24 protein-coding genes are annotated in these 22,685 nt (G+C 35.3%); 9 read left to right on the forward strand and 15 right to left on the reverse strand.

Annotation, left to right across the window (positions count from 1 at the left end; translation table 11 throughout):
* Positions 1-92: 92 nt before the first annotated feature.
* Positions 93-551: a ribonuclease P protein component gene (gene rnpA / locus VB776_RS14575; RefSeq protein WP_323697445.1), complete on the reverse strand. Its 459-nt coding sequence runs from the start codon at positions 549-551 to the stop codon at positions 93-95.
* A gap of 103 nt (positions 552-654) precedes the next feature.
* Positions 655-810, reverse strand: a complete 156-nt coding sequence (rpmH, locus tag VB776_RS14580) for a 50S ribosomal protein L34 (RefSeq protein WP_309921952.1) — start codon at positions 808-810, stop codon at positions 655-657.
* 204 nt (positions 811-1,014) lie between these two features.
* Between rpmH and VB776_RS14585 the strand changes: the two genes are divergently transcribed.
* The 4 genes from VB776_RS14585 to VB776_RS14600 all read left to right on the forward strand — a co-directional run bounded on the left by VB776_RS14585 (position 1,015) and on the right by VB776_RS14600 (position 5,291).
* Positions 1,015-2,457 (forward strand): M61 family metallopeptidase, encoded by a 1,443-nt coding sequence (locus tag VB776_RS14585; protein ID WP_323697446.1) that lies wholly within the window; start codon positions 1,015-1,017, stop codon positions 2,455-2,457.
* Positions 2,458-2,650: 193 nt separating this feature from the next.
* Positions 2,651-3,832 (forward strand): M20 metallopeptidase family protein, encoded by a 1,182-nt coding sequence (locus VB776_RS14590; protein ID WP_323697447.1) that lies wholly within the window; start codon positions 2,651-2,653, stop codon positions 3,830-3,832.
* A gap of 378 nt (positions 3,833-4,210) precedes the next feature.
* Positions 4,211-4,720, forward strand: a complete 510-nt coding sequence (locus VB776_RS14595; protein WP_323697448.1) for an NUDIX hydrolase — start codon at positions 4,211-4,213, stop codon at positions 4,718-4,720.
* A 133-nt stretch (positions 4,721-4,853) separates the two neighbouring features.
* Positions 4,854-5,291, forward strand: coding sequence for an FKBP-type peptidyl-prolyl cis-trans isomerase (locus VB776_RS14600; protein ID WP_323697449.1), 438 nt, complete (start codon positions 4,854-4,856; stop codon positions 5,289-5,291).
* Between the two features lie 376 nt (positions 5,292-5,667).
* Here VB776_RS14600 and VB776_RS14605 read toward each other — a convergent pair whose 3' ends face one another.
* The 8 genes from VB776_RS14605 to rplK form a co-directional block, all read right to left on the reverse strand.
* Complete coding sequence (locus tag VB776_RS14605; RefSeq protein WP_323697450.1) at positions 5,668-6,834, reverse strand: hypothetical protein; 1,167 nt, start codon at positions 6,832-6,834, stop codon at positions 5,668-5,670.
* Positions 6,835-6,940: 106 nt separating this feature from the next.
* Positions 6,941-8,443, reverse strand: coding sequence for a phosphatase PAP2 family protein (locus VB776_RS14610; protein ID WP_323697451.1), 1,503 nt, complete (start codon positions 8,441-8,443; stop codon positions 6,941-6,943).
* A gap of 44 nt (positions 8,444-8,487) precedes the next feature.
* Entirely contained in the window at positions 8,488-9,345 is an 858-nt protein-coding gene (locus tag VB776_RS14615) for a transporter (protein WP_323697452.1), read from the reverse strand.
* A 426-nt stretch (positions 9,346-9,771) separates the two neighbouring features.
* Complete coding sequence (locus VB776_RS14620; protein ID WP_323697453.1) at positions 9,772-10,923, reverse strand: DUF3179 domain-containing (seleno)protein; 1,152 nt, start codon at positions 10,921-10,923, stop codon at positions 9,772-9,774.
* 527 nt (positions 10,924-11,450) lie between these two features.
* The gene (gene rplL / locus VB776_RS14625) at positions 11,451-11,834 is read right to left on the reverse strand and encodes a 50S ribosomal protein L7/L12 (RefSeq protein WP_184129288.1); all 384 of its coding nucleotides are present in this window, start codon (positions 11,832-11,834) and stop codon (positions 11,451-11,453) included.
* Between the two features lie 136 nt (positions 11,835-11,970).
* Positions 11,971-12,504: a 50S ribosomal protein L10 gene (gene rplJ, locus VB776_RS14630; protein ID WP_184129286.1), complete on the reverse strand. Its 534-nt coding sequence runs from the start codon at positions 12,502-12,504 to the stop codon at positions 11,971-11,973.
* A 2-nt stretch (positions 12,505-12,506) separates the two neighbouring features.
* Positions 12,507-13,205, reverse strand: coding sequence for a 50S ribosomal protein L1 (gene rplA / locus VB776_RS14635; protein ID WP_309914707.1), 699 nt, complete (start codon positions 13,203-13,205; stop codon positions 12,507-12,509).
* Positions 13,206-13,312: 107 nt separating this feature from the next.
* Positions 13,313-13,750: a 50S ribosomal protein L11 gene (gene rplK / locus VB776_RS14640; RefSeq protein ID WP_309914709.1), complete on the reverse strand. Its 438-nt coding sequence runs from the start codon at positions 13,748-13,750 to the stop codon at positions 13,313-13,315.
* Positions 13,751-14,141: 391 nt separating this feature from the next.
* Between rplK and VB776_RS14645 the strand changes: the two genes are divergently transcribed.
* A complete protein-coding gene (locus VB776_RS14645) occupies positions 14,142-14,423 on the forward strand; it encodes a DUF2934 domain-containing protein (protein ID WP_323258345.1) in 282 nt (93 codons plus the stop codon).
* A gap of 7 nt (positions 14,424-14,430) precedes the next feature.
* Here VB776_RS14645 and VB776_RS14650 read toward each other — a convergent pair whose 3' ends face one another.
* Positions 14,431-15,327, reverse strand: a complete 897-nt coding sequence (locus VB776_RS14650; protein WP_323697454.1) for a 3-keto-disaccharide hydrolase — start codon at positions 15,325-15,327, stop codon at positions 14,431-14,433.
* A gap of 154 nt (positions 15,328-15,481) precedes the next feature.
* Here VB776_RS14650 and VB776_RS14655 point away from each other — a divergent pair, with 154 nt between their 5' ends.
* Entirely contained in the window at positions 15,482-16,228 is a 747-nt protein-coding gene (locus tag VB776_RS14655; protein ID WP_323697455.1) for a DUF6515 family protein, read from the forward strand.
* A 50-nt stretch (positions 16,229-16,278) separates the two neighbouring features.
* Here the strand turns inward: VB776_RS14655 and VB776_RS14660 are convergent, their stop codons facing one another.
* The 3 genes from VB776_RS14660 to VB776_RS14670 all read right to left on the reverse strand — a co-directional run bounded on the left by VB776_RS14660 (position 16,279) and on the right by VB776_RS14670 (position 20,031).
* Entirely contained in the window at positions 16,279-17,559 is a 1,281-nt protein-coding gene (locus tag VB776_RS14660; RefSeq protein ID WP_323697456.1) for a sensor histidine kinase, read from the reverse strand.
* Positions 17,560-17,795: 236 nt separating this feature from the next.
* A complete protein-coding gene (locus tag VB776_RS14665; RefSeq protein ID WP_323697457.1) occupies positions 17,796-18,581 on the reverse strand; it encodes a 5'-methylthioadenosine/adenosylhomocysteine nucleosidase in 786 nt (261 codons plus the stop codon).
* A 148-nt stretch (positions 18,582-18,729) separates the two neighbouring features.
* The gene (locus tag VB776_RS14670) at positions 18,730-20,031 is read right to left on the reverse strand and encodes an NCS2 family permease (protein WP_323697458.1); all 1,302 of its coding nucleotides are present in this window, start codon (positions 20,029-20,031) and stop codon (positions 18,730-18,732) included.
* Between the two features lie 82 nt (positions 20,032-20,113).
* Between VB776_RS14670 and VB776_RS14675 the strand changes: the two genes are divergently transcribed.
* From VB776_RS14675 to VB776_RS14685, 3 genes are all read left to right on the forward strand, one after another.
* Positions 20,114-20,599, forward strand: a complete 486-nt coding sequence (locus VB776_RS14675; protein WP_323697459.1) for a DMT family transporter — start codon at positions 20,114-20,116, stop codon at positions 20,597-20,599.
* A gap of 75 nt (positions 20,600-20,674) precedes the next feature.
* A complete protein-coding gene (locus VB776_RS14680) occupies positions 20,675-20,869 on the forward strand; it encodes a hypothetical protein (RefSeq protein WP_323258352.1) in 195 nt (64 codons plus the stop codon).
* Positions 20,870-20,970: 101 nt separating this feature from the next.
* Entirely contained in the window at positions 20,971-21,873 is a 903-nt protein-coding gene (locus VB776_RS14685) for an AraC family transcriptional regulator (RefSeq protein WP_323697461.1), read from the forward strand.
* Here the strand turns inward: VB776_RS14685 and VB776_RS14690 are convergent.
* Entirely contained in the window at positions 21,860-22,585 is a 726-nt protein-coding gene (locus VB776_RS14690) for an RDD family protein (protein WP_323697463.1), read from the reverse strand. The genes VB776_RS14685 and VB776_RS14690 overlap by 14 nt on opposite strands.
* Positions 22,586-22,685 lie beyond the last annotated feature (100 nt).

Genomic DNA, 22,685 nt, shown 5'->3' on the forward strand with positions numbered 1-22,685 from the left:
TTTACTTGATTGTACAAAGAACCAAACGAAGAAGTTTGTAGAAGTATTTCATGGTTTTAGGTTAATTTCTTAACCGATTGAAACACCAATGGCTACACCATTTTCTTGAAAATCGCTTTCATCGCTTTTTCAATTTTGGCATAATCTTCTATCGTCTTTGCAATATACACAAAAGCAATATAAGCTGGAATCTGTGAAGAAGGTTTTTCCATCAAAAGATGTTTGTTCAAGCGATAAGCTTCACGAGTACGACGCTTGATGAGGTTTCTGTCAACAGCGTGTTTGAAGTAACGTTTTGAAACTGAAATTAAAATAGCAGTATTAATTTTTGGGGTATTTTCAGTTGAAGATTCAGGAATAATGTCAATCTCTACATCACTGAATTCAGTACTCTTAGTTATAGCGACTAAACTTGCATCATCGAGAATATAAGAAACACGAAAAGGGTAGAGAAAAACCGAGTTGATTTTTTCACTACCCTTTCTATCGAAGAGCCTATCTATAACTTTCTTAGAACTGAGACGTTCTGACTTTTTGAAAGTAAATTTCATGCTTTAATTTGTTAATTTGAAGATTTGCTCGCTTGAAAATGTCATCAAAACAAAGTTCAAACGCTACTCATTTTCAAATTTTCAAATTGTTCACATTCTTAGACTATTTACCTCTTTTCTCGTCTGAAACTGTCAATTTGTGTCTTCCTCTTGCACGACGAGCAGCCAAAGTACGGCGACCGTTTGGAGTTGACATTCTTTCACGGAATCCGTGTTTGTTCTTTCTTTTTCTTACAGAAGGTTGAAATGTTCTTTTCATGGCATTATATCTTTATAATTCTTATATTTCTAAAACAGGACTGCAAAGGTACAGAAGTTTTTTGAAGTTGCAAATTCTTTCTAAAAACTTTCTGATACTAAGGCAATGATAATGAGTATCTTTGATGAAAATTATCAGAAATTTACTCCTAAATGCTTATCAATTACACTAATTTTAGGATACTCAGAAAAGCTTAATAAGAAGATGAAATATAAAATTGATGCAAAAGAACCGCAAAGCCATCTATTAAATATAGAAATGCTTGTTGAAAATATTCAGTCGGAAACGATTGAAATTCAGTTACCTGCATGGCGACCAGGACGTTATGAATTACAAAACTTTGCTAAAAATATTCAAAGTTTTGAAGTATTTGATTTAGCGGGAAATCTACTTGATTTTAGCAAAACTACCAAAGATAGATGGCTCGTTAATACATCTGAAATTCAAGAAGTTAAGGTTGTTTTAAACTATTTTGCCAATGTGCAAAATGCAGGAAGTTCATTCGTGGATGATACTGTAATGTACATCAATTTTGTAAACTGTTTACCTTACGTAGAAGGTAGAATGGATGAAACTTGTGAAGTAAGTATTTCTTTACCAGATGACTACAAAATTGTATGTGGTTTGCCCAATAAAGTTAACGAGCCACATACTTTATTGGCATCCGACTATTATCATTTGGTGGATTCGCCGATGTTGGCAAGCCCGTATTTACAACACAAAACATATCATGTAGGTGATACAGAATTTTTTATTTGGTTTTTGGGAAATTATATTCCAAACTGGGAAAAAACTTTGACCGATTTCCAACAATTCACCAAAAAACAGCTTGAAGTGATGGGCGATTTTCCTGAAAAGGATTATCATTTCATCAATTGGATGTTGCCTACTTCTTTTTATCATGGCGTAGAACATCGCAATTCTACCATGATAGTTTTAGGACCAGCTTCGGAAGGCGACGGACTCTATACAGATTTATTAGGTATCAGTTCGCATGAATTATATCATGCTTGGAATATCTGTAAAATTCGTCCGATAGAAATGTCACCTTATGATTTTACCAAAGAAAATTACTTCCCAACGGGTTTTGTAGCCGAAGGTGTAACTACTTATTTCGGAGATTTATTTTTAGCACAATCAGGAGTATTTAATTTAGAAGCTTATTTAAAGGAATTAGAAACGGTCATCAAACGCCATTTTGAACAAGATGGAAAAGCTTTTCAATCGTTGGTAGAATCTTCTTTTGATTTGTGGTTGGATGGTTACTCACAACCAATTCCCAACCGCAGAGTATCAATTTATCAAAAAGGAGCAGTAGTAGCCTTAATACTTGATTTAATGATTCGTTTGAAATTTGGTCACCGTCGTTCATTGGGCAATGTGATGCAATTGATGTGGGAACGTTTTGGCAAAACAGGCGAAGGCTATTCGATAGAAGATTACCAAAAAGTTTGTGAAGAAGTATATGCAGGTTCATTGAAAACCTATTTTAAAGACTGCATTTACGGCAATATACCTTTAGAAAGTTTAGCAAACGAATTACTGCAAGCTTTTGGCATCAGTATAGAATGGAACGAAAACGGTAAAATACATTTGGAATTATTAGATTCAGAGAATGAAAACCTAAAGTTGTGGTTAAATTTGTAAACTAATTTTAAATAGATAAAAACTTGCGTTAGCATTTTCTGAAATTCCGCTGTTTGAGCGAAGCGAGTTTCGGAATTTCTTGATTTTCTTTTGTTACTTTTCTTGTATCAAGACAAGAAAAGTAAGGACTCGAAGATTAACTATTATAATATCGCTCTTAATACTTTGAAGAGATAATCGGACAGATTAAGATATGAAAGATAAAATAAAACAATTAGCCAATGATTTGGCTGGAGAATTCGTTGCGAATCGCAGACATTTGCACCAAAACCCTGAGTTGTCTTATGAAGAATTTAAAACTCAGCAATACGTTGCCACACGTTTAAAGGAAATTGGTATTACGCCAACAGAAATTGCGAATACTGGTTTAGTGGCAACAATTGAAGGCAATAATCCTTCTTCAAAAATCGTGGCTTTGCGTGCTGACATGGATGCTTTACCGATTGTTGAAGCGAACGACGTACCTTATAAATCATTGAACCAAGGGGTAATGCACGCTTGTGGACATGATGTGCATACTGCTTCATTGTTGGGCGTGTCTAAAATTTTATACAATCTCCGCAATGAGTTCGACGGAACGGTGAAATTGGTTTTTCAGCCTGCGGAAGAAAAAGCACCGGGCGGAGCTTCGGTAATGATTGCCGAAGGAGCTTTATTAAACCCTGCACCCAGTAAAATGCTTGGTCAGCACGTTGCACCAAATATTCCTGTGGGTAAAATTGGTTTCCGTGAAGGGATGTACATGGCAAGTGCGGATGAATTGTACTTTACCGTAAAAGGCAAAGGCGGACACGGTGCTATGCCTGAATTGGGTATCGACCCTGTGTTGATTACTTCGCATATTATTGTGGCTTTGCAACAAATCATTAGCCGAAACAGAAATCCACGTTATCCGTCTGTTTTGACTTTTGGAAAAGTAATTGCCAACGGTGCTACCAACGTGATTCCAAACGAAGTATATGTAGAAGGTACTTTCCGTGCGATGGACGAAGTTTGGCGTGCAGATGCTTTGGCTCGTATCAAGAAAATGGCGGAAGGCATTGCGGAATCAATGGGTGGAACTTGTGAAGTATTTATTCAAAAAGGTTATCCATTCTTGAAAAATGAACCAGAACTTACTCGCAGAATGAAAGGAGCTGCGGTGGAGTATATGGGCGAAGAAAACGTAATTGATTTAGATATTTGGTTGGCTGCCGAAGATTTTGCCTATTATACTCATCACGTAGATTCGTGTTTCTATCGTTTGGGTACTCGTAACGAAGAAAAAGGCATTATTTCAGGTGTACACACACCTACTTTTGATATTGACGAAAGTGCTTTGGAAATCGGAGCAGGTTTGATGTCTTGGTTGGCAGTGAGTGAATTGGCTTTATAATCTTTCGATAATTTAACAAAACCCCTTAAACTTTACAGTTGAGGGGTTTTGTTTTTGTAGAACACTTTTGTGATTCGCTTGACACAAATTATGTCATCGAAGAGATATTTTGTGATTCACTTGACACAAATTATGTCATCGAAGAGATGTTCTGTGATTCGCTTGACATAAATTATGTCATCGAAGAGATATTTTGTGATTCGCTTGACATAAATTATGTCATCGAAGAGATGTTTTGTGATTCGCATGACATAAATTCTGTCATCGGAGATATATTTTGTGATTCGCTTGACATAAATTCTGTCATCGAAGAGATAAAAAGTTTATAATTATCACGGAATGGTATTCCGTGTTAGGATTGATAAAAAAATGGCAAAAATGAATTTTTGTCCACAATGTGGAAAAAGCTTGATTACCAAGTTTAAAGATGATAGAGAAAGAATACTCTGTGCCGATGAAGACGATTGTGGTTTTGTGCATTGGAATAACCCAACACCCGTTGTCGCTGCCATCGTTGAACACGAAGGCGATATTATTCTCGCTAGAAATGCCGCTTGGCCCGAAGGTTGGTTTGCTTTGATTACAGGCTTTCTGGAAGCAGGCGAAACACCCGAAGAAGGTATTTTACGAGAAGTAAAGGAAGAATTAAATCTTGATGGTGAAATCGTAGAATTGATAGGTTTGTACGAATTTCATAGAATGAATCAATTATTGATTACATATCACGTTCGAGCTACAGGAACGATACAATTAAGCCCTGAATTGGTAGAATACCAGCGTAAAAAAGATCATGAAATCCTTCCTTGGGCATCAGGAACTGGCAAAGCCGTAAAAGACTGGCAAGCTAAAAGAGGGATTTTTAATGAGGTGATTGAATTCAGGAAATAACGCTGATTCATCAATATTTTACAATTTGCTCAAACACCATTAATTTTGAACCAAATAAGATTTAAAAAACGTTTCAAACAAAATAAGTAAAAGGCTTTAGTCTATCATAATTTACAATAAACAATTATATCAAATGAGTTTTTCAGATACACGTCAAGCACAAATGCGTGAAATTTTAGCAAACGAAATTGCTCGAGGCGAAGCATTTTTAGCAGAAAACAAGAAAAGACCTGAAGTTATTGAAACTGAAAGTGGCTTACAATACGAAATATTAGTTCAAGGCGATGGACCCAAACCAAGCGGGCCTAGAAGTAAGGTATTAACACATTACCACGGTACTACTATCGACGGTAAAGTATTTGATAGTAGCGTATTGCGTAATGACCCAATTAGTTTCGGCTTAAACCAAGTAATTACGGGATGGACAGAAGGTTTACAATTGATGCCAACTGGAAGTAAGTATAAATTTTATTTGTCACATCATTTAGCTTATGGTGAACGTGGTGCAGGCAGAGACATTCCTGGCGGAGCAACTTTGATTTTTGAAGTAGAATTATTGAAAACTAACTAAACGTATCCTTATCCTTTTAGATAGGTTTTCAAGATTAATGTTTATAATACAATCCACCCATATTATGGGTGGATTATTTATTTTATAGACTATTCCTCTGTATTACTTTAAATTGTTCATTAAACCAATCCATCTTTTTCATAGCCAAACCCAACAAAAAGAATCAACAATCCAATACACGTTTATTTCCTATTACAAGTTTATTGAATATGGACTGGCTAGGTTGACAAGCCATGGAATCAATTTTTACTCGTTTGAACACTCCCTACGGTTAAATCCTAAAAACCAAAAAGAGACTACTCCTTTCGGAATAATCTCTTCTGGTATATTAGTTAAATATTCAAAGGTTAAACTATTGTATTCATTTCAAGAATTATTAGTTTACTTTCCAAGTTGGTACTTTTGCTTTTTTGGCAATTCTGTATGAATAACCTAAACTGATTGAATAATCTGCAAAAGCGGCATCGCCTTGTACATGAACGTATTTTGTAGGGTCCGTGATTTTAGAGTTTTGCAAGTTCTGATCTGCAATGTCCGCTGCGCTCTGAATACGATTTTTGATAAAGTTATAAGGCACAAACAAACTAAAAGTATGCTGACCTGTACGATAAGTAACCCCTGGCTCAACGGCAACTACATAACCCGGACGGCGATAAGCTACTTGTCCGCCAAAAGCATCATAAGCGGGAATTCCTTCAAATCTACCTGCTAATGAGAAAGCAAGATTTTGCTTTTTACCTACTGTTGTCGTAACACCTGCACGAGCAAAGTATTGGTCTGGCGAAGCATAAATATTATATCCAGCTAAACCTGCTTTGGGTGCAGATTTGAAAGAGCCATTTGATTCACGTGGATTGAACAAATAATAAGCATTAGCAAAACCATAAATATTTCTATGAATTTGTCTGAACCCTTGGAATTCAATTGAAAAACCTACGCCACCATCACCTGGTTGAATGGCTTGATCCATCATTACATTTTTCTTTGTTCCATCAGTTTGTAAAGCATCGTCTGTTTCAGTATAACTTCCTGTCGCTAATTTGATACCCGCACCAATCATGATGTTTCCTTTATGTGCATTTTCTGGTTTAATTAACCAATAATTTGCGCCAAAACGAACATCACCTAAACCGCCAGCACTTACGCTATAGCGAGTTAATTTTTTAGTAGCTGCATCAGCAGTTAAAGTAAGTGTTTGTGAACGTTCGGTATCAAGAAAAGGAACTGTTGCATTCAATTGTAATCTGCTTGAAAGTCCGTAAGAAACATTTACATCAACAGCATGTTGATAAATATTAACGGCATTTCCTAACGTTTGGCGTTGCGGTTGTTCTTCAGTACCAACAAAATGACGCCAAGAATGAAAGTAACGATAGTTTGCTCCAACTTGAAATTCACCTTTTGAAAGGTTATAAGAAGAAGAAGCCGACATGGCATTGATACCGCCCATTTGTCGAACAGCTACACAACCTTGTGCATTAGCTTGTTCGTTGATGAACAATGCAGTAGCCACAATCATTAACGAATGTAAAGTTTTTTTCATGAAATTAATTTTTGGATATTTAAAGAGAAGAATGTTCTATTTCTTTTTGAATGTTGAATTGTGAGTTTTTGTATTTCACAATTCAACATTCAAAAATCGTTACTCACTAATTGCCACCATCGGTTTTTCCACGTGCTACGGCATAATCACCTATTTTCTTGCCACAAACTAAACCTACTTCACTATCGAAACGATAGTGAATTGCACCATAAATTCTGGATTCTGAGGCTTCTTTCGCCATTGCATCCAAGCTACTTTGTTGGCTAGGGAAGATATAAGAAAGTACAGAAGCCGCTGCTGCCGAAAATGTTGCATGCCCAGATGTATAGCTTGGGAAATTTGGCGTTCCTGTCGCAGTTTTTATACTTGGGTCAACTTGATTTGGTCTTGGATAAAAATAGTAGTATTTGGTATCCCAACAACAAACACCTGCATCATGAATAGCAGTATTCATCAGTGCTAAAGCTCTTGCTGTTCTGATTTCAGACATGCTTGCATCCCTGATTAAATCCATCGCAATCTGATTCCAGTGCCCTGGAGGTGTTGAAGTACCCAAGCCATCCGCCCAGAATTGTACAATCGACCATTGTTTACGAGTAATATTGTCTGCGTAATGTTTTACTTCTGCTAAATCTTTCTTGAAAGCATCTGAATCTAAAGCTGGAGGAGCAGCAGGACGAATAGCATCACGAGTCGCTTTATCAAAATTCCAAGTTTTTACCTCTCCAAATTTCATTAACATTCCCGGACGAGCAGGAATATCAAGACTTTTCCAAGCTGTTTTTAATCCTCTTGCTACAGCAGCTTCAGCCATTTGAGCCTGAATAGTAAGGTTTCCACCAGAAGTACCTGTTCCGTCTGTTTTAGCATAAGCAATAATTTTATCAGCTACTGCTTTTCCTAAAACATCAGCCGCATCAACATCGCTTTGTACATTTTTACCAGCCCAAATACCTACTTTACGACCTTCTTCGTATTTGTTATCAATCAATTGTGTTGGATAACTCCCTGGAAACAAAAACTTCAATACTCTACTTGATGCCGCCGCAATTACTGCTTCTTCAGAAGGGTAGTCAGGTAAATCATCGGTATTTGTTTTTCTGTTGTACTTGTATTTATAAGCCCAAGTTGCTACCAAAGCATCGTATTGAGCAACACTAATTAACGCATAAGCTCTTGAAGCATAAGGAGGATTGGCAAATGGAAAATATGGTAAAGTGTCAGGTTTTGCAGAGTTCGGTGCAGAATAACTACCATTTTCATTTGGTTCTGGTGCAAGGTTATATCTAGCGATAAGTTCACGAGCGATTTCGTTCCAGCGACCTACGGCACCTACTTGCCAGTATGTTAAAGCACTTTTTTGTTCAGCGGTTAAATTTGATGCTACTTTCTGTGCTTCCGCTAATTCAGCTTTGTATTCAGCAGAGCTTGTTTCTTTCGGTGCAGGAACGGTATAATCAGTTGCTACACCGAAATACATTTTCCAAGTACCTGCATTAGGTTCATTACTTGTTGGCACTAATGGGCGGAGAGATGCTCTTTCAACTTCTTTTGAACAAGATAATGCAAAAAGGCTAATAAAAAATATAGATAAAATTCTTGATTTCATGATGCTATGGGGATAATTGTCAGAATGAAATGGCTAGTAATAGACTATTTCTTTTTCTTAAAATTCAAAATGTATTGTAATTGAGCGCCATAAGAAGCCTCCACTTTGCCGACATTTCTACCCGCAATTACATGCGAAAAATGTCCGTTTACAGAAAAGTTCTCAATCGGAGTATGCCAAGTAACAAAAACACCAACACGAGTCCAGTCCATTTTATTAGCAGGTAAAGGCATATCATAACGGCGAATATCCGTTCCACTTGTTGAAGTAATGTTGTCGATAAAAGCCTCAGCTAATACTGCTTTTTTATTCACACCAATTCTTAAAGAAGTACTTACTTGGTCAGGTACAGCCATTTCGTGGCTATATTCTATTTCATTACCAGTATAGTAATTGGTTCTGTCAACGTTAGTTTTGCTTCTAGCAATATAACCACCTTGCGCTGTTACATGAATACCGTAAGGCAATAACTGATGTACAATAAGGCGAGCAGAAGCTGTTTTAGAATGCAACCCGATTGAGAAAGGCAAGAAATCAGGCACATAATTCGTCACAGGGACAGAAGCACCGATTACTCCGAACAATTGCATTTTGCCATAAGAAAAGAAATTATACTTTGCGGCAACATTCAAATCTTGAACTCCTTGTAAACCCGTCATCGTTCCAGCCGAAGCTTCATTTTTAATATAAGGCAACACCGCAAAAACGTTTAGTTTTTCAGTAACACCATAAGCCGCCATAAACGAAGCCATTTGCGTAGAAAGTGTACCGATATTTGGATTATCACGAAGTCTTTCTCCTTCCCAGTATTGATTCCAAGATTCTTTATCGTAATTAAGTACCAAACACAACTCATTTTTTGACATCATCAAGCCGTCTTGAGTTGTTTGTGCAAAACTCATTTTAGTGAAAAATAGTAAGCAGCAAGTACAAGTAAATGTTAGTAAATGTTTCTTCATTTTGTAATGATTAGTTTCTTTAAATTGGACTGTATTCCAAAATTATGGAATACAAAAGTTAATTCCAAACAAAGGGAAAAAATATTAGATTATTTGGAAATAAAATATTTTATCGAAAAAGTATAAATTAAAATATACTTATTGCTAGTATTGTGTAGTACAGCTACTTTTTTAGTGTTTTTTCAAGTGTTTACAAGGAGTTTTGTCTAAGTGTATTTACTGTTACGAATGAAAAATTCCACAATAATGGAAAATGTGTTTATTGAAGAATACAATCAGAATAATTTGAGCGAGATGAATTGAAGTATTTGAAAGAAAAGTATAGAACTATTCGTTTTCACTTGTAATCTTGTAAGAACAATAAGCGTACTAATATTGCTGAGTATTAGGATGAAACGTTTTCCAACTATGCCAAAACTCTTGATATGCGTTTACTTTGGCAAGCGAAATATGTAACATTTTATTGGGTTCAATACTTTCTCCTTTTAAATTATACCGAAGTTTATTATCCATCAAAGTATCATTCTTAATCGTGAATTTGCCATTATTGCTTGGACATTTGAAGGCAAAAAAACTTTTATTATCCTTTGCCAAAACCAATAGAATAGTCTCATTCCCAATGTTGGTCTGAATAATTCGTTCTTTCTTCAAACGATTCCAATCAAAAGCTTTACTTTCTTTCCCAATCTGAATACCCACTACCCACGATTTATCTTTCCACGATAAAGAATCTGTACCTGTTAATTTCTTTTTAGATTTACCAGATTCATATTTTGCTGTACTGTCGTACTCTTCTTTATATTTTAAATCAGGTTGCATGATTGTACTTGCTGGGTACATTTTCAGCCAAGTGTCTAGCGATACTTGTTGCGATATAAGTTCTGGCAACATTGTACCTTTTAGTTTCCCAGTAATGGCTTCGCCATTAGCTTGACGCCACCAACTTTTAGTAGTTTTATCTTCAAACATGGCATTGAAATGATCCATCCCAACCAATCTGAAAGTTTCCGGTTTACCATTAACGGTCGGCTCAAATACTCTGCCTGTTCTACAAACCGAGCAGTAAGTAACCATAATAGGTTTACCAGCCAAAGTATCACGAACTTGATGATGATAAATAATCTGTGAAATTGGATAAGCTTTGGCTTCTCCGTTAATTTCAACACCAATAATTACTCTGTCGAGTTTTATATGGTTTTCATTGGCAGGCTTCATGCTTAATGCTTGAGTTTCTTCAAACATGGCATCAGCCGCCATTTCGAAATTAAAAGCATAACAAATGCCAGCAGCTAATAAAATGCCTAACAGAGTAAGCCAACGTGCTTGTTGAAAAGCAGGAAAAACACCAAAGGCAATCATTGCTCCAAATATTCCTCTAAATATCCAACGCCAAGTGTAAAGAAAGTAAGCAATATCTATACTTCGCATTTGCTGACTTCCGGGCATTGGCATAATGAAATAAACATTCAGCATTTCAAAAATGATGAGACCCAAAACACCTAAATAGAATAGCTTTTTCATCTAATTTTATATCGTTGAATTATCTTAATTATGAGAAATGCCTTGTAAGTAAAAACTCTACTTATCAATCTGATAGGTAGAGTTTGAAATATTAACCATTTATAAATACTTAATAACTTAGATTAGATTGAGCTTTTTTAAAACTTTACACGAGTATTAACCGTGTAAAGTTTGTAATATTCCCAATTCTAATTTTATGAATATCTTCAATTTAGAGGAAAACAGAAAAAGAGATTTATTTTATAAATATTTTGATTTTTCTCATTTACATAACAAAGATAAAAGTATTTTACTTAAAAATCCAAATAAATGGAAAAAATTTCCAATAATTTGAATTTAATTTCAGAAACATGGAAATCAAATCTTTTTTTATCTTAAATGGCTCACTATGAGCTTTTGAATGATTATTTAAAATTTCTCTCGTAATCTTAAGTTTGTAGATAGACTCTATTCTCAGAAAAAATCAAATAAAAAAAGAGGCTGTCTCATAAAGACAGCCTCTTTTTTTATTCTAAAATATCAGCTAATTACTTAACTTCAACTTCTGCACCAGCTTCTTCTAAAGATTTTTTCAAACCTTCAGCTTCGTCTTTAGATACGCCTTCTTTAACAGCTTTTGGAGCTCCGTCAACTAAGTCTTTAGCTTCTTTCAAGCCAAGACCTGTTAAGTCTTTCACCAATTTAACTACTGCTAATTTGCTAGCACCAGCAGATTTCAAGATAACATCAAATGATGTTTGTTCAGCAGGAGCTTCAGCAGCGTCACCACCACCAGCATTACCAGCTACAACTACTGCAGCAGCAGCAGCAGGCTCGATACCATACTCATCTTTCAAAATTGCTGCTAATTCATTAACTTCTTTTACAGTTAAGTTCACTAATTGCTCAGCGAATGCTTTTAAATCTGCCATTGTATTAAGATTTTTTATTGTTTACGATTTTATTAATTTACTATATGTTTTTGTACTTGGAAGCCTATTTCAATTTGAAAATAAGCTAATTTAGAAATCTGAGAATGATTATTACAATCAGAATCAAGTTTGAAAATTAACCTTCTCTTTCTGAAAGGGTTTTGATGATACCAGCCAATTTGCCACCGCTGCTTTGAAGAGCAGAAACAACATTTTTCGCTGGAGATTGTAATAATCCAACGATTTCGCCAATCATCTCTTGTTTAGACTTAACATTTTCAAGAGCAGCTAATTGATCTTCTCCGATGTATAAACCTCCTTCAATAGAAGCACCTTTGAATTTAATTTTATCTTTACCTGCTTCTTTTTTGAAGTCTTTGATCAATTTCGCAGGAGTTTTAGGATTTTCTGGTGAGAAAATGATTCCTGATAAACCTTTGAAAACTGTATCGTTGAATGAAGTATAGTCTACTCCAGTTGTTTCCAATGCTTTTGCGATAAGCGTGTTTTTAACGACACGGTACTCAAAACCACGTTGGAAACACATTCTTCTAAATGCGTTTACTTCTGCAACAGTTAAACCACCGGTATCTGTAATATAGAAGTAAGGAGTAGCAGCGAACTTTTCGCTCAACTCTTGGATAATTATACCTTTTTCTTCCTTTGTCATGATTACAAACCTTTAACTGTTCCTTGGTCAATTTTAACACCCGGAGACATTGTAGAAGACAAATTAACTGACTTCACATAAGTTCCTTTGGCTGAAGATGGCTTCAATTTCAACAAAGTGTTGATAAGTTCCTGAGCATTTTCAGCTAATTTCTCAGGAGTGAATGAAACCTTACCGATAGAAGTGTGGATGATACCAGTTTTGTCAACTTTGAAGTCGATTTTACCAGCTTTCACTTCTGTAACAGCTTGTCCAACGTTCAAGGTAACAGTACCTGATTTTGGATTTGGCATTAAGCCACGAGGTCCTAAAACACGACCTAAACGACCTAACTTAGCCATTACGGTTGGCATTGTGATAATTACATCAATGTCAGTCCAACCTTTTTCAATTTTTTGGATATATTCATCCAAACCAACGAAATCAGCACCTGCCGCTTTTGCTTCTTCCTCTTTATCAGGCGTACAAAGTACAAGAACTCGTACTTCTTTTCCTGTTCCATGAGGCAAAGCAACTACGCCACGAACCATTTGGTCAGCTTTACGAGGGTCAACCCCCAAACGAACGTCGATATCTACTGAAGAGTCGAACTTCGTATATGAAATCTCTTTCAAAATTTCAGCAGCTTTCGTAAGTGAATACGATTGCGTTGCGTCAAATTTTGATTGAGCTTCTTTTTGCTTTTTTGTTAACTTAGCCATTATTCTTTTCAATTTGAAAATTTGAAAATGAGCTAATTTGAAAGTGATATTGAAATTAAAGTTGATTAAAATCAATCTTCAAATTTTCAAATTATCTAATCTTCAAATTAGAAAGGTTTTTCTCCTGTTACGTTCAAGCCCATTGAGCGAGCTGTACCTGCTACCATGCTCATTGCTGATTCGATGGTGAAACAGTTTAAATCAGGCATTTTTGTTTCTGCGATAGTACGAACTTGATCCCAAGATACTGAACCAACTTTTTTCAAGTTTGGTTGAGCAGAACCCAATTTTACTTTCGCTGCTTCCAACAGCAAAATTGGTGCAGGAGGAGTCTTAACTACGAAATCAAAAGATTTGTCTTTGTAGTAAGTAATCAAAACTGGAAGAATAACACCTGGTTTATCTTGTGTTCTAGCATTGAACTGCTTACAGAACTCCATGATATTCAAACCCTTAGAACCCAAGGCTGGACCAATTGGGGGTGATGGGTTAGCGGCACCACCTTTGCATTGCAACTTTACGTAGCCTGCTATTTCTTTTGCCATTATGGTAAAAATTTAAAATCGTTTGAGTTATTGAAAATTTTCTGCCAATAAGGGTGGAAGCTTCCTTACCTGAAAATCCTCGGTCTATTTCATGTAGATTATTTTGTAACTAAACAATCTGATTCACAGTCATTTGAAAGTACTTATTCATACCTTTTACCTAACTGGTCTATGAAACGGACTGCAAAATTACGGCTTTCTTCTTAATATACAAATAGTTATGAAAGATTTTGATGAGTTTTTTTCAATGAAGTGCTTTAAAAGACATTATCCGTAAGAATAATTTGTCAAAAGTCAGAGTGAAATTAATTTAAAGAAGATAATTCAACGAAATTCAATAAATTATGATGAAATTATTAAGCGAATAATATTTCTATTTAATGTCAGAATAATGCTATACGATATAACCATGTGCAAAGGAGAGGCTTGCCCTAAGAAACACCTTTGCTATCGACATACAGCAGACATTGAAGGGAGACAGGATTTTTTCCCTAATCCCCCTTTTGATGTTGAACAAAATACTTGTGAGTTTTTCTGGCAAGATGTTCAGCGTTTTGAGCAAATAAAATTACGTGCATACGAGATTTATCTTGAAGAACGCCGCCCTCGTGGCAGAGCGCTCGACCATTGGCTAAAAGCCGAACAAGAATGTATCGAAAAATGGAACAAGTAAAACATCATTATTTTTTGCGATAAGTACAGCTTTTATTGTCAGACTCTTTGTAATAAGATTTGTAATTGCTTGCTTTGGGGTCGGTACATCCTTTCAAATTCAGCAATTCTATATTACGAAAATCAATGGCATGGCTTTCTGCCTGCATTGCGATGTAGCCTTCCTTTAAAGGTTGCCCGTCTTTTTTAATCCATTCTGCTCCGTTGTCAATCTTGGCTTGTTTCCAATCATAATCAGGACTAACAAAACCTCCGCCAATGTGCATTTTTTCGAAAGTAAGTACAGTATCGCCTTCAATGATATGATGAATCAACGAATCGCCATATACAATCGCCTCAGCTTTTACCCACTGGTCACCGTTGTATGTTTTTGAATGTGAATCTGTACAATGGTCAGTTACTATTTTGCCATTCATATATACTTCTGTGCCTGGCGTACATAAATTTCCAGTATGGCGTTCACCTTTTCCTAAACCACCTAATAATTGTAATTCTAAAGAAACGGGAAAAGATTGCCCTTTCGATAGACTTTTAGCCGATTGAGAATGCAACATTACACCGCTATTTCTTACATTCCATGATGCACCACCAGCCAGTTGTTCTCCCTGAAAACGATATTCAAAGCGAATGATATAATATGAATAAGGCGTTTTGTAATAAATATGACCAAACTTATCATCAAAAGTTTTGTATTGATCGTAAGCTACACGCATCATTCCATCTTCTACCCGAAATGTATTTTTATAATTCACATTGAGGTCTTCTCCAGCAATTTTGATGTCCCAGCCATCAAGGTTTTTACCATTGAATAGTTTTATCCACTCTTGCTTGTCAGCTTTTTTTTGAGCGAAAATTGAGAATAAACAGCCGTTTAATAAATAGATTAAAATAAGGTACTTTCTCATCTGTTATTTTTTAGAAGGGTTTAAATGATTTAAATGTTTAAGCCAATAAATGTTCAATTTACTCAAATGTTAATGATTGTTAATGAAATGATATAGACTAAACTATTAAAATCATACCCAATCTAAACGACATAAAATTAAAAATAATACAATTATGAAAGCAATGCACATTCAACCTAACACTTCGATAGAAGTTGGTTCTAAAAGTAAAATCACATTAGCCACGCTTATTTTGATGGCAAGTATAAGTCTCAGCAATTCTTTTATCAGTAACGCTCAAAATCCACACGGAGATAGAGGAAGAGACGATAAAGGCAAAAAAGAAAAACACGATAATGGACACGGACGAGACGATAACCGTGGAAATGATAGATACGACAATAACCGTGGTGGCGACAGATACGATAATCGTAAAGTAGTTATAAACAGAAGACCACAAACAACGGTAATTTATAGAAACAGTACTCCAAATTGGCGTTATGCTTCTTTACCAAGACGTAACACTGTAGTAAATGTTGCCCCAAGTACTTCTATTTCTGTTTCGTTCGGAGGAATAAATTTCCGTTATAACAACGGTGTTTATTATAGACCGTATCAAAATACATACATGGTTACGCCAGCACCGATAGGGATTAGAGTAAAATATTTACCCCGTGAACACAGAGTTTTCAATCTTTATAATCGTCCATACCATTATTATAATGGAGCGTATTATGAATATCAAAACAATGATTATGTAGTGATTCCTCCTCCAATCGGTGCTTTAGTTGAAAGTATTCCAGATGGTTACGAAAAACTACAAATCAATGGCGATACTTATTATATCGTTGATGGAGTTCAATATAGAGCAGTTTTACAAAACGGAGAAATCTGGTATGAAGTAATAAAAATCATTAGTTAGGTGTTTAGGTTTTCTGAAAGGTATCGGCGTTTGTCGATACCTTTTTTGATTTAAGCGATATAAGGAATGAATAATCTAAACTCACAACCTTCGCCAATTTTACTTTTCAATTCTATTCTTCCTTTATGACCTTCCACCATTTCTTTTACATAATAAAGTCCCAAGCCAAAGCCTTTTACATTGTGAATATCGCCAGTGTGTACTCTGAAAAATTTATTAAATACTTGTTTTTGGTCTCTATCAGAAATTCCAATGCCATTATCTCTAATTGAAATCACCAAGTTATTGCCAATATTTTCAGAAGTAATTTTTATAATCGGTGGTTGTTCACAGTACTTGACACCATTGTCAATTAAATTGTGAATAATATTGGTAAAATGTAATCTGTCGGCTTTGATTAAAGCATTTCGGGCTTTCAATTCAACGATTAATTCTCCTTTTTTCTCCTTAAATAATGGTTCACAATTAACAGACAAATCTTCTATTAATTCATTAATATCTACTTCCTCAAAATTGAGTTTATCTATTTTCTGGGCAATATTGGCGGTTTGTAAAACTGTATCTACATTCTTTTTCAAACGAGCGGCTTCTTTTCTGATAATGGCTGCATAACTCAATAATCGTTCAGGAGTATTTACAATTTCTGGTTTCATTAGTACTTCACTAGAAATAGAAATGGTTGAAATAGGCGTTTTGAATTCATGTGTCATGTTATTGATAAAGTCATTCTGGATTTCTGAAAGCCTTTTTTGCTTGAAAATCAGCATCAAAGCATACACGAAAAAAGCCATCACAACCAATAAAATTGCTGAAGAAACAAACCAATTGTCGAGGTCGCTTAAAAGGAATAATTTTTTATCTGGAAAATGAACACCAAAGTAATAATTATGAATATTCAAATCTGGGAAATGATAATTACTGGTAGAATCTGAACGGTCGCAATTTTCAGAATGACAAACAAAGGAAGTATATCGAATATTATCTTTCAAACAATCGTAAATACCAAACTCAAAATTTAGGCGAATATCATTATGAGCAAACTCTTGTTTTAAAAACTCCTCCAAAATCATGTGATTAATGGTATCGTTTACTTGTACTGTATAGTAGTTTGAGGTAACTCGTTCTACAGGATCAATTATTTTGTTGTTGGGATTTTTGTTGAATTCTAATATTCGTTTGCATACTACTCTCAAAGCAGAAGTTGCTCGTTGGTCAAAATCACGGTCTTGTATATCGTAAGCTTGGCGAAACCAATAATACTGTACAATAATTACTCCTCCCAAAAGAAGTACGGAAAGTGCAACAAATATTCTGAGTGTTTTTGAATTCATGGATTGTAGCTTTCAGCAATAAGCTTTATATTATGGACTAAAGGACTTGAAGACTAAAAGACAGTAATCCTTGTACTTCTCAAGTCTTTTTTTTCATCAAGGCTAATAAAGACAACGTTTTTTGCTACCCGATTAGTTTTTTAGTTAACAATCATTAACAAGTAAGCATCTTGATTTTTTTGAGCTACGAGTAGAAAACTCGTGCTACATTGTAATTCAGCTTTTTAATTTCCCTACTACAAACCTCCCAATATTCCCAAAACCAAACTAGCTGAATTGTATGCTGCCACAAATTCAAAAGTTTTTATATCTAAATGTGCTTTTGAATTAGCATTATCACTGATACTTCTGATAATCAAGCAAGGAATTTTTTGTTGATAACATACTTGTGCCACCGCAGCACCTTCCATTTCAGTAGCATCTGCACCATATTTTACTCGTAATTCATCTACTTTCTGATTGGAATTCACAAAAACATCGCCCGTGGCAATAATGCCAGTCATTACTTTAAGATTTCTGTTTCCTACTATTCTATAATGTGTTTTCTGAGAGATACTTTGTGCTTTTTTGAGCAATGCTTCATCAGCAGGAAAGTAAATTGGATTCAATTCAACATAAGCAGGATTTCGAGTAGCTCGAAGCGTAAAACCTGTAGAGTCAATTTTTCCAAAATCATGTTCAAAAGTAGATTTAGCAATCACAATATCTCCAGGTAACAAATCTGGATGAATTCCGCCTGCAATACCAGTAAATATTAATTGTTCAGGATTCCATTTCATCAGTAAAATACTTGTCGTCATCGCAGCATTTACTTTACCAACGCCCGTTAAAGCTACCACGACCGAACGTCCACGTAATTCGCCCGTCAAGAAACGAATACCTTTTAAGTTTACTTCTTTTTTATTGACAAGAGAATCTTCCAACAATTTTACTTCTTGACTAAAAGCACCCAAAATAGCCGTTAAGGGCTTTTGAGCTTGAATTTGTAAACTGATGAAGAAAAAGAAAAGTATTTTTTTCATGGGAAGTAATTTGAAAATTTGTTGATTTGAAAATGTATCCTTCAATACTCATGGCATGACTTAGAGTCGTGAAATTTAATCAATATGAATTTGGAATATAAACTTCTTAAAAAGTTTACTCCTTCACCTCAAAGCTTATAGCTCACCGCTAACTTATCACCAAAGACAATACTGCAAAGGCATCAATCACCCAAAGAGCCATTGAAACTTCTTTGTGTTTTCCTGTGAATACTTTGATGATTGTCCAAGCAAGAAAACCCCAAATAATTCCTTGTGTGATGGAGTAAGAAAAAGGAATCAGTACTAAAGCCAAAAAAGCAGGAATGGCATCATCCATTTTCGACCAGTTGATTTTAGTAATGGGTTTCATCATAAATACTCCGACAAGTATTAAAGCTGGTGCCGTAGCAATGGAAGGAATTACCGATAATAAAGGGGATAAAAACATAAAAGGCAAAAACAAAACTCCAGCCGTAATAGCAGTTAAACCTCTTCGTCCGCCTTGTTCAATACCCACAGCCGATTCTATATAAGCCGTTCCGGGACTTGTTCCTAAAATTCCGCCAAGTAAAGTAGCGACAGCATCCGTCAATAAAGACTGCTTGATATTGCGTGGTTCGCCACTTTCATCATATAAGTAAGCCGCCTCTGCCAATCCTACAAAAGTAGAAAGGCTATCAAACATATCGGTAAATACAAAAGCAAAAATGATAGGAAACAAAGCAAATTTGAAAGAGCCAATAATATCTAATTGAAAAAGTAAACTAAAATCTGGCGAAGCGATAAGTCCGTTCCAATTGACTAAAGTTTTTTGTCCGAAATTAATAGCTGAAGCATCTCCCCAAATTCTTCCGATAGGAATTGCCAACAAAGTAGTAATAACGATACCGATGATAATTGCTCCTTTTACTTCACGCACTACCAAAACGGCAGTCAGCAACAAACCAATTAAAAAAGTAATGACAATAGGATTATGAAAACTGGCAATGCTCACCAAAGTAGCAGGATTTGAAACGATAAAATGTGCATTTTCAAAACCAATCAAACTAATAAACAAGCCAATCCCAGCAGAAATCGCAAAACGAAGTGGTTTGGGAATCGCCTTTACGATATAAGTACGCAAATTAAAAATAGACAAAAGCAAGAAAAAAACGCCTGCCCAAAACACTGCTCCCAAAGCTACTTGGTAAGAAATTCCCATGCCTTTTACCGCCGTAAAGGTAAAAAAGGCATTCATCCCCATGCCAGGAGCAACCACAATGGGATTTTTGGCATACAATCCCATCATCAAACTACAAAAGAATGAAAGTAGAACTGTAGCCGTAAGCACAGCATCAAAAGGCATTCCAGCTTGGGAAAGTATAGAAGGATTGACGACGATAATATACATCGTTGCCAAAAAGGAACTTATGCCTGCAAGTATTTCAGTTTTTTTAGTTGTTGGTGACATATAATAAGGTTTTTGTCTAAAAATAAGTATTGTTCCTCAGAATGACAATAAGAATGAACTATCAAACTTTAAATATGATTTTGTGAAAAACGTACTCAATGAATTATTTTTATTAAATTTCACGATGCAATACTTCTTTATGTTTTTGGCTTTTCTTTGCGGAGTGGTTTTTCCGATACAAGCTGGACTGAATGGTAAAATGACTAAAATTGTTGAAAACCCAATTTTGGCGGCTTTTTTATCATTCTTAACAGGTTTAATTACTTTGGGCGTTTATGCTATCATCACAAAAGTGCCTCTCAAGCAAATTACTCATGCACAAAACGCACCTTGGTATGTTTGGTTTGCGGGAGTTTTGGGAGCTTTTTATGTGAGTACAGTCGTAATTTTGATTCCAAGATTGGGCGTAGCATTTACTTTTGGCTTAATTGTAGCAGGACAAATGGTAATTTCTATGGCTTTAGACCATTTCGGATTGTTTGATTTACCCGTAAAACCTATTTCGCTCGGTAAAATCATTGGAGCTATTTTATTAATCATCGCTGTTGTGTTAATTCGTAAGTTTTAAACTGTTGTGATACCGATTTTGCTATTTTTTCGTTAAAATAGCATTGTGTTTAAAATCATTAAAGCATTGTCACTGATGAAAAAATTAATTCTTCTTACCGTTCTTTTCTCTTGTGTACAAGTTGAAAGTGAAGCATTTACTACAAGTGCTACAAAAACTACTATTGCAGAAAGTCAATCACATTCGAGCTTAAAAACGAAGCGTCGCCGTAAAAAAGGCTTTCTTTGGGGAATCTTCAAGAAAAAAGATTGTGGCTGTCCGAAGCATTAATCATTTTTCATTTTGATTGATTTTTTATGGTTTTTTAGTAAAATATGTGCATTTTTACCTTAAAACTTTGGTTTTCAATCAATTCGATAAAATTACAACAAATGAAAGCTTCTTTTGAACAATTGAGCGATTCATCGAATAGCTCGATTTTCTTCAAACAATTAAGTTATTCTTATTTTGATGCTCCTTTTCATTTTCATCCAGAATTTGAACTTACTTTGATTGTAAAAAGTGAAGGAAAACGTTTTGTAGGAACAAATGTGGCTGATTTTCAAGCTGGTGATTTGGTTTTGTTAGGTCCAAACATTCCACATTGCTGGAAAAACGATGGAATCGGCCCTGAAGACTCTTCACAAGCTATTGTTGTGCAATTTAAAGAAGAAATTTGGGGCGAAATGTTTTTTAAAAATCAAGAAACAGAACCCATCAGAATACTCCTTGAAAAAGCTAAACAAGGACTACAAATTACAGGAAAAACGAGAGATAGAATTGCGAAGGAAATGGTTTTTCTTTTGAACGTCCCTCCTTTTCAGCGAATGCTTGGTTTGTTAGATTTATTAAATACAGTCGCCATTTCCAATGATTTAAAATTGATTGAAAGCGAACCCAAACAATTTGAAATGTCGGCAGTGGATTTAGATAGAATCAATAAAATCTACGCTTATGTTATCGAAAATTACACGCAAGAACTTCATTTAGAAACCGCCGCCCATTTGGCGAGCATGACAGAAACGGCTTTTTGTAGATATTTCAAGAAAATCACTAAGAAAACTTTCTTAGATTTAGTAACCGAATACCGTATCAAACACGCTTGTAATTTATTAGCTAATTCTGAAAAACAAGTAGCCGAAGTTTGTTTTGAAAGTGGTTTTGGAAACATTTCACACTTCAACAAACAGTTCAAACAAGTAACAGGACAAAGCCCGCTTGGTTACAGAAAAGTATTTTTGGCAAAAGCCGCTTTTATTAGAAGTGAAAGATGGGTGAAAGCTAGCTCTCAATAGTGGTTAAATAAGTATGGTCTTTTAGTACTTGTTTCAAAAAATCGGCATCGTTCAAATCAGTACTAACTCCCATTACTTCTTTTACTTTTTCGGTTGCTTCTTCAAGCAGTTGATGATTATGTTCTCCCTTTTTCAAAACGGCTCTCAAAGTAATAATATCTTGGTCGGATAAAATACTTACTGCTGGAAACACGACTTGATAATTCTCAAAAATACTTTCCTGACGAAGCTGTTCTAAACTTACCAATGGTTTAATTTTCACTACGGCAGTACCTGCGGCAATATCCCCAAATCTTTGTCCTTTCCCATTTGCAGCAGCAGTAATTAATGCAACTACAGAGCCAAAAAGCATGGTATCCACCAGTCTAAAAAGCCAGCGCATTAAGTAGGAACCCAAAGTAGGTTGTGTGCCATAAAGGTTAATTACCCTTATTTTCATCGCTCTTTTCCCAATACTTTGTCCATTCATGAATACTTCAAAAAGTAAATCATAACACATAATTGGTAAAATAAGAAAGACAAATAAAATAATGATGCCTAAAATATTATCATCAAAAGAAGAATCTAAGCCTGAAAAGACAAGCATATACAAAGTTCCCCAAGCAAAAAAAATAATCCAGTCGATAATATGAGCTAAGATACGGTCGCCAACACTTGCAGGTGTAAAGTCTAATGCAACATTTTGTGTGGTTTGAATGCGTATTTTACTCATTGTTAATTTTTTAAGGCTGAGAATATGTATTAATTTACCTAAAACTAAGAAAAGTTTTTGATGCAAAAAAGCTAGTAGTGTGGCAACTTTCAGAAAGTTT

The sequence above is a fragment of the Arcicella gelida genome (genome assembly GCF_034931025.1).
Taxonomy (GTDB): Bacteria; Bacteroidota; Bacteroidia; order Cytophagales; family Spirosomataceae; genus Arcicella; species Arcicella gelida.

Excerpts from the sequence above, each read along its gene's own strand:
- VB776_RS14585 (WP_323697446.1), top strand. The coding sequence starts at position 1,015 with ATGAAATATAAAATTGATGCAAAAGAACCGCAAAGCCATCTATTAAAT.
- VB776_RS14685 (WP_323697461.1), top strand. The coding sequence starts at position 20,971 with ATGAAAGCTTCTTTTGAACAATTGAGCGATTCATCGAATAGCTCGATT.
- VB776_RS14620 (WP_323697453.1), bottom strand. The coding sequence starts at position 10,923 with ATGAAAAAGCTATTCTATTTAGGTGTTTTGGGTCTCATCATTTTTGAA.
- rpmH (WP_309921952.1), bottom strand. The coding sequence starts at position 810 with ATGAAAAGAACATTTCAACCTTCTGTAAGAAAAAGAAAGAACAAACAC.
- VB776_RS14590 (WP_323697447.1), top strand. The coding sequence starts at position 2,651 with ATGAAAGATAAAATAAAACAATTAGCCAATGATTTGGCTGGAGAATTC.
- VB776_RS14600 (WP_323697449.1), top strand. The coding sequence starts at position 4,854 with ATGAGTTTTTCAGATACACGTCAAGCACAAATGCGTGAAATTTTAGCA.
- VB776_RS14665 (WP_323697457.1), bottom strand. The coding sequence starts at position 18,581 with ATGAAAAAAATACTTTTCTTTTTCTTCATCAGTTTACAAATTCAAGCT.
- rplJ (WP_184129286.1), bottom strand. The coding sequence starts at position 12,504 with ATGACAAAGGAAGAAAAAGGTATAATTATCCAAGAGTTGAGCGAAAAG.
- VB776_RS14660 (WP_323697456.1), bottom strand. The coding sequence starts at position 17,559 with ATGAATTCAAAAACACTCAGAATATTTGTTGCACTTTCCGTACTTCTT.
- VB776_RS14680 (WP_323258352.1), top strand. The coding sequence starts at position 20,675 with ATGAAAAAATTAATTCTTCTTACCGTTCTTTTCTCTTGTGTACAAGTT.
- VB776_RS14610 (WP_323697451.1), bottom strand. The coding sequence starts at position 8,443 with ATGAAATCAAGAATTTTATCTATATTTTTTATTAGCCTTTTTGCATTA.
- rplK (WP_309914709.1), bottom strand. The coding sequence starts at position 13,750 with ATGGCAAAAGAAATAGCAGGCTACGTAAAGTTGCAATGCAAAGGTGGT.
- VB776_RS14645 (WP_323258345.1), top strand. The coding sequence starts at position 14,142 with ATGCTATACGATATAACCATGTGCAAAGGAGAGGCTTGCCCTAAGAAA.
- rplA (WP_309914707.1), bottom strand. The coding sequence starts at position 13,205 with ATGGCTAAGTTAACAAAAAAGCAAAAAGAAGCTCAATCAAAATTTGAC.
- VB776_RS14690 (WP_323697463.1), bottom strand. The coding sequence starts at position 22,585 with ATGAGTAAAATACGCATTCAAACCACACAAAATGTTGCATTAGACTTT.
- VB776_RS14650 (WP_323697454.1), bottom strand. The coding sequence starts at position 15,327 with ATGAGAAAGTACCTTATTTTAATCTATTTATTAAACGGCTGTTTATTC.
- VB776_RS14605 (WP_323697450.1), bottom strand. The coding sequence starts at position 6,834 with ATGAAAAAAACTTTACATTCGTTAATGATTGTGGCTACTGCATTGTTC.
- VB776_RS14670 (WP_323697458.1), bottom strand. The coding sequence starts at position 20,031 with ATGTCACCAACAACTAAAAAAACTGAAATACTTGCAGGCATAAGTTCC.
- VB776_RS14655 (WP_323697455.1), top strand. The coding sequence starts at position 15,482 with ATGAAAGCAATGCACATTCAACCTAACACTTCGATAGAAGTTGGTTCT.
- rplL (WP_184129288.1), bottom strand. The coding sequence starts at position 11,834 with ATGGCAGATTTAAAAGCATTCGCTGAGCAATTAGTGAACTTAACTGTA.
- VB776_RS14595 (WP_323697448.1), top strand. The coding sequence starts at position 4,211 with ATGAATTTTTGTCCACAATGTGGAAAAAGCTTGATTACCAAGTTTAAA.
- VB776_RS14615 (WP_323697452.1), bottom strand. The coding sequence starts at position 9,345 with ATGAGTTTTGCACAAACAACTCAAGACGGCTTGATGATGTCAAAAAAT.
- rnpA (WP_323697445.1), bottom strand. The coding sequence starts at position 551 with ATGAAATTTACTTTCAAAAAGTCAGAACGTCTCAGTTCTAAGAAAGTT.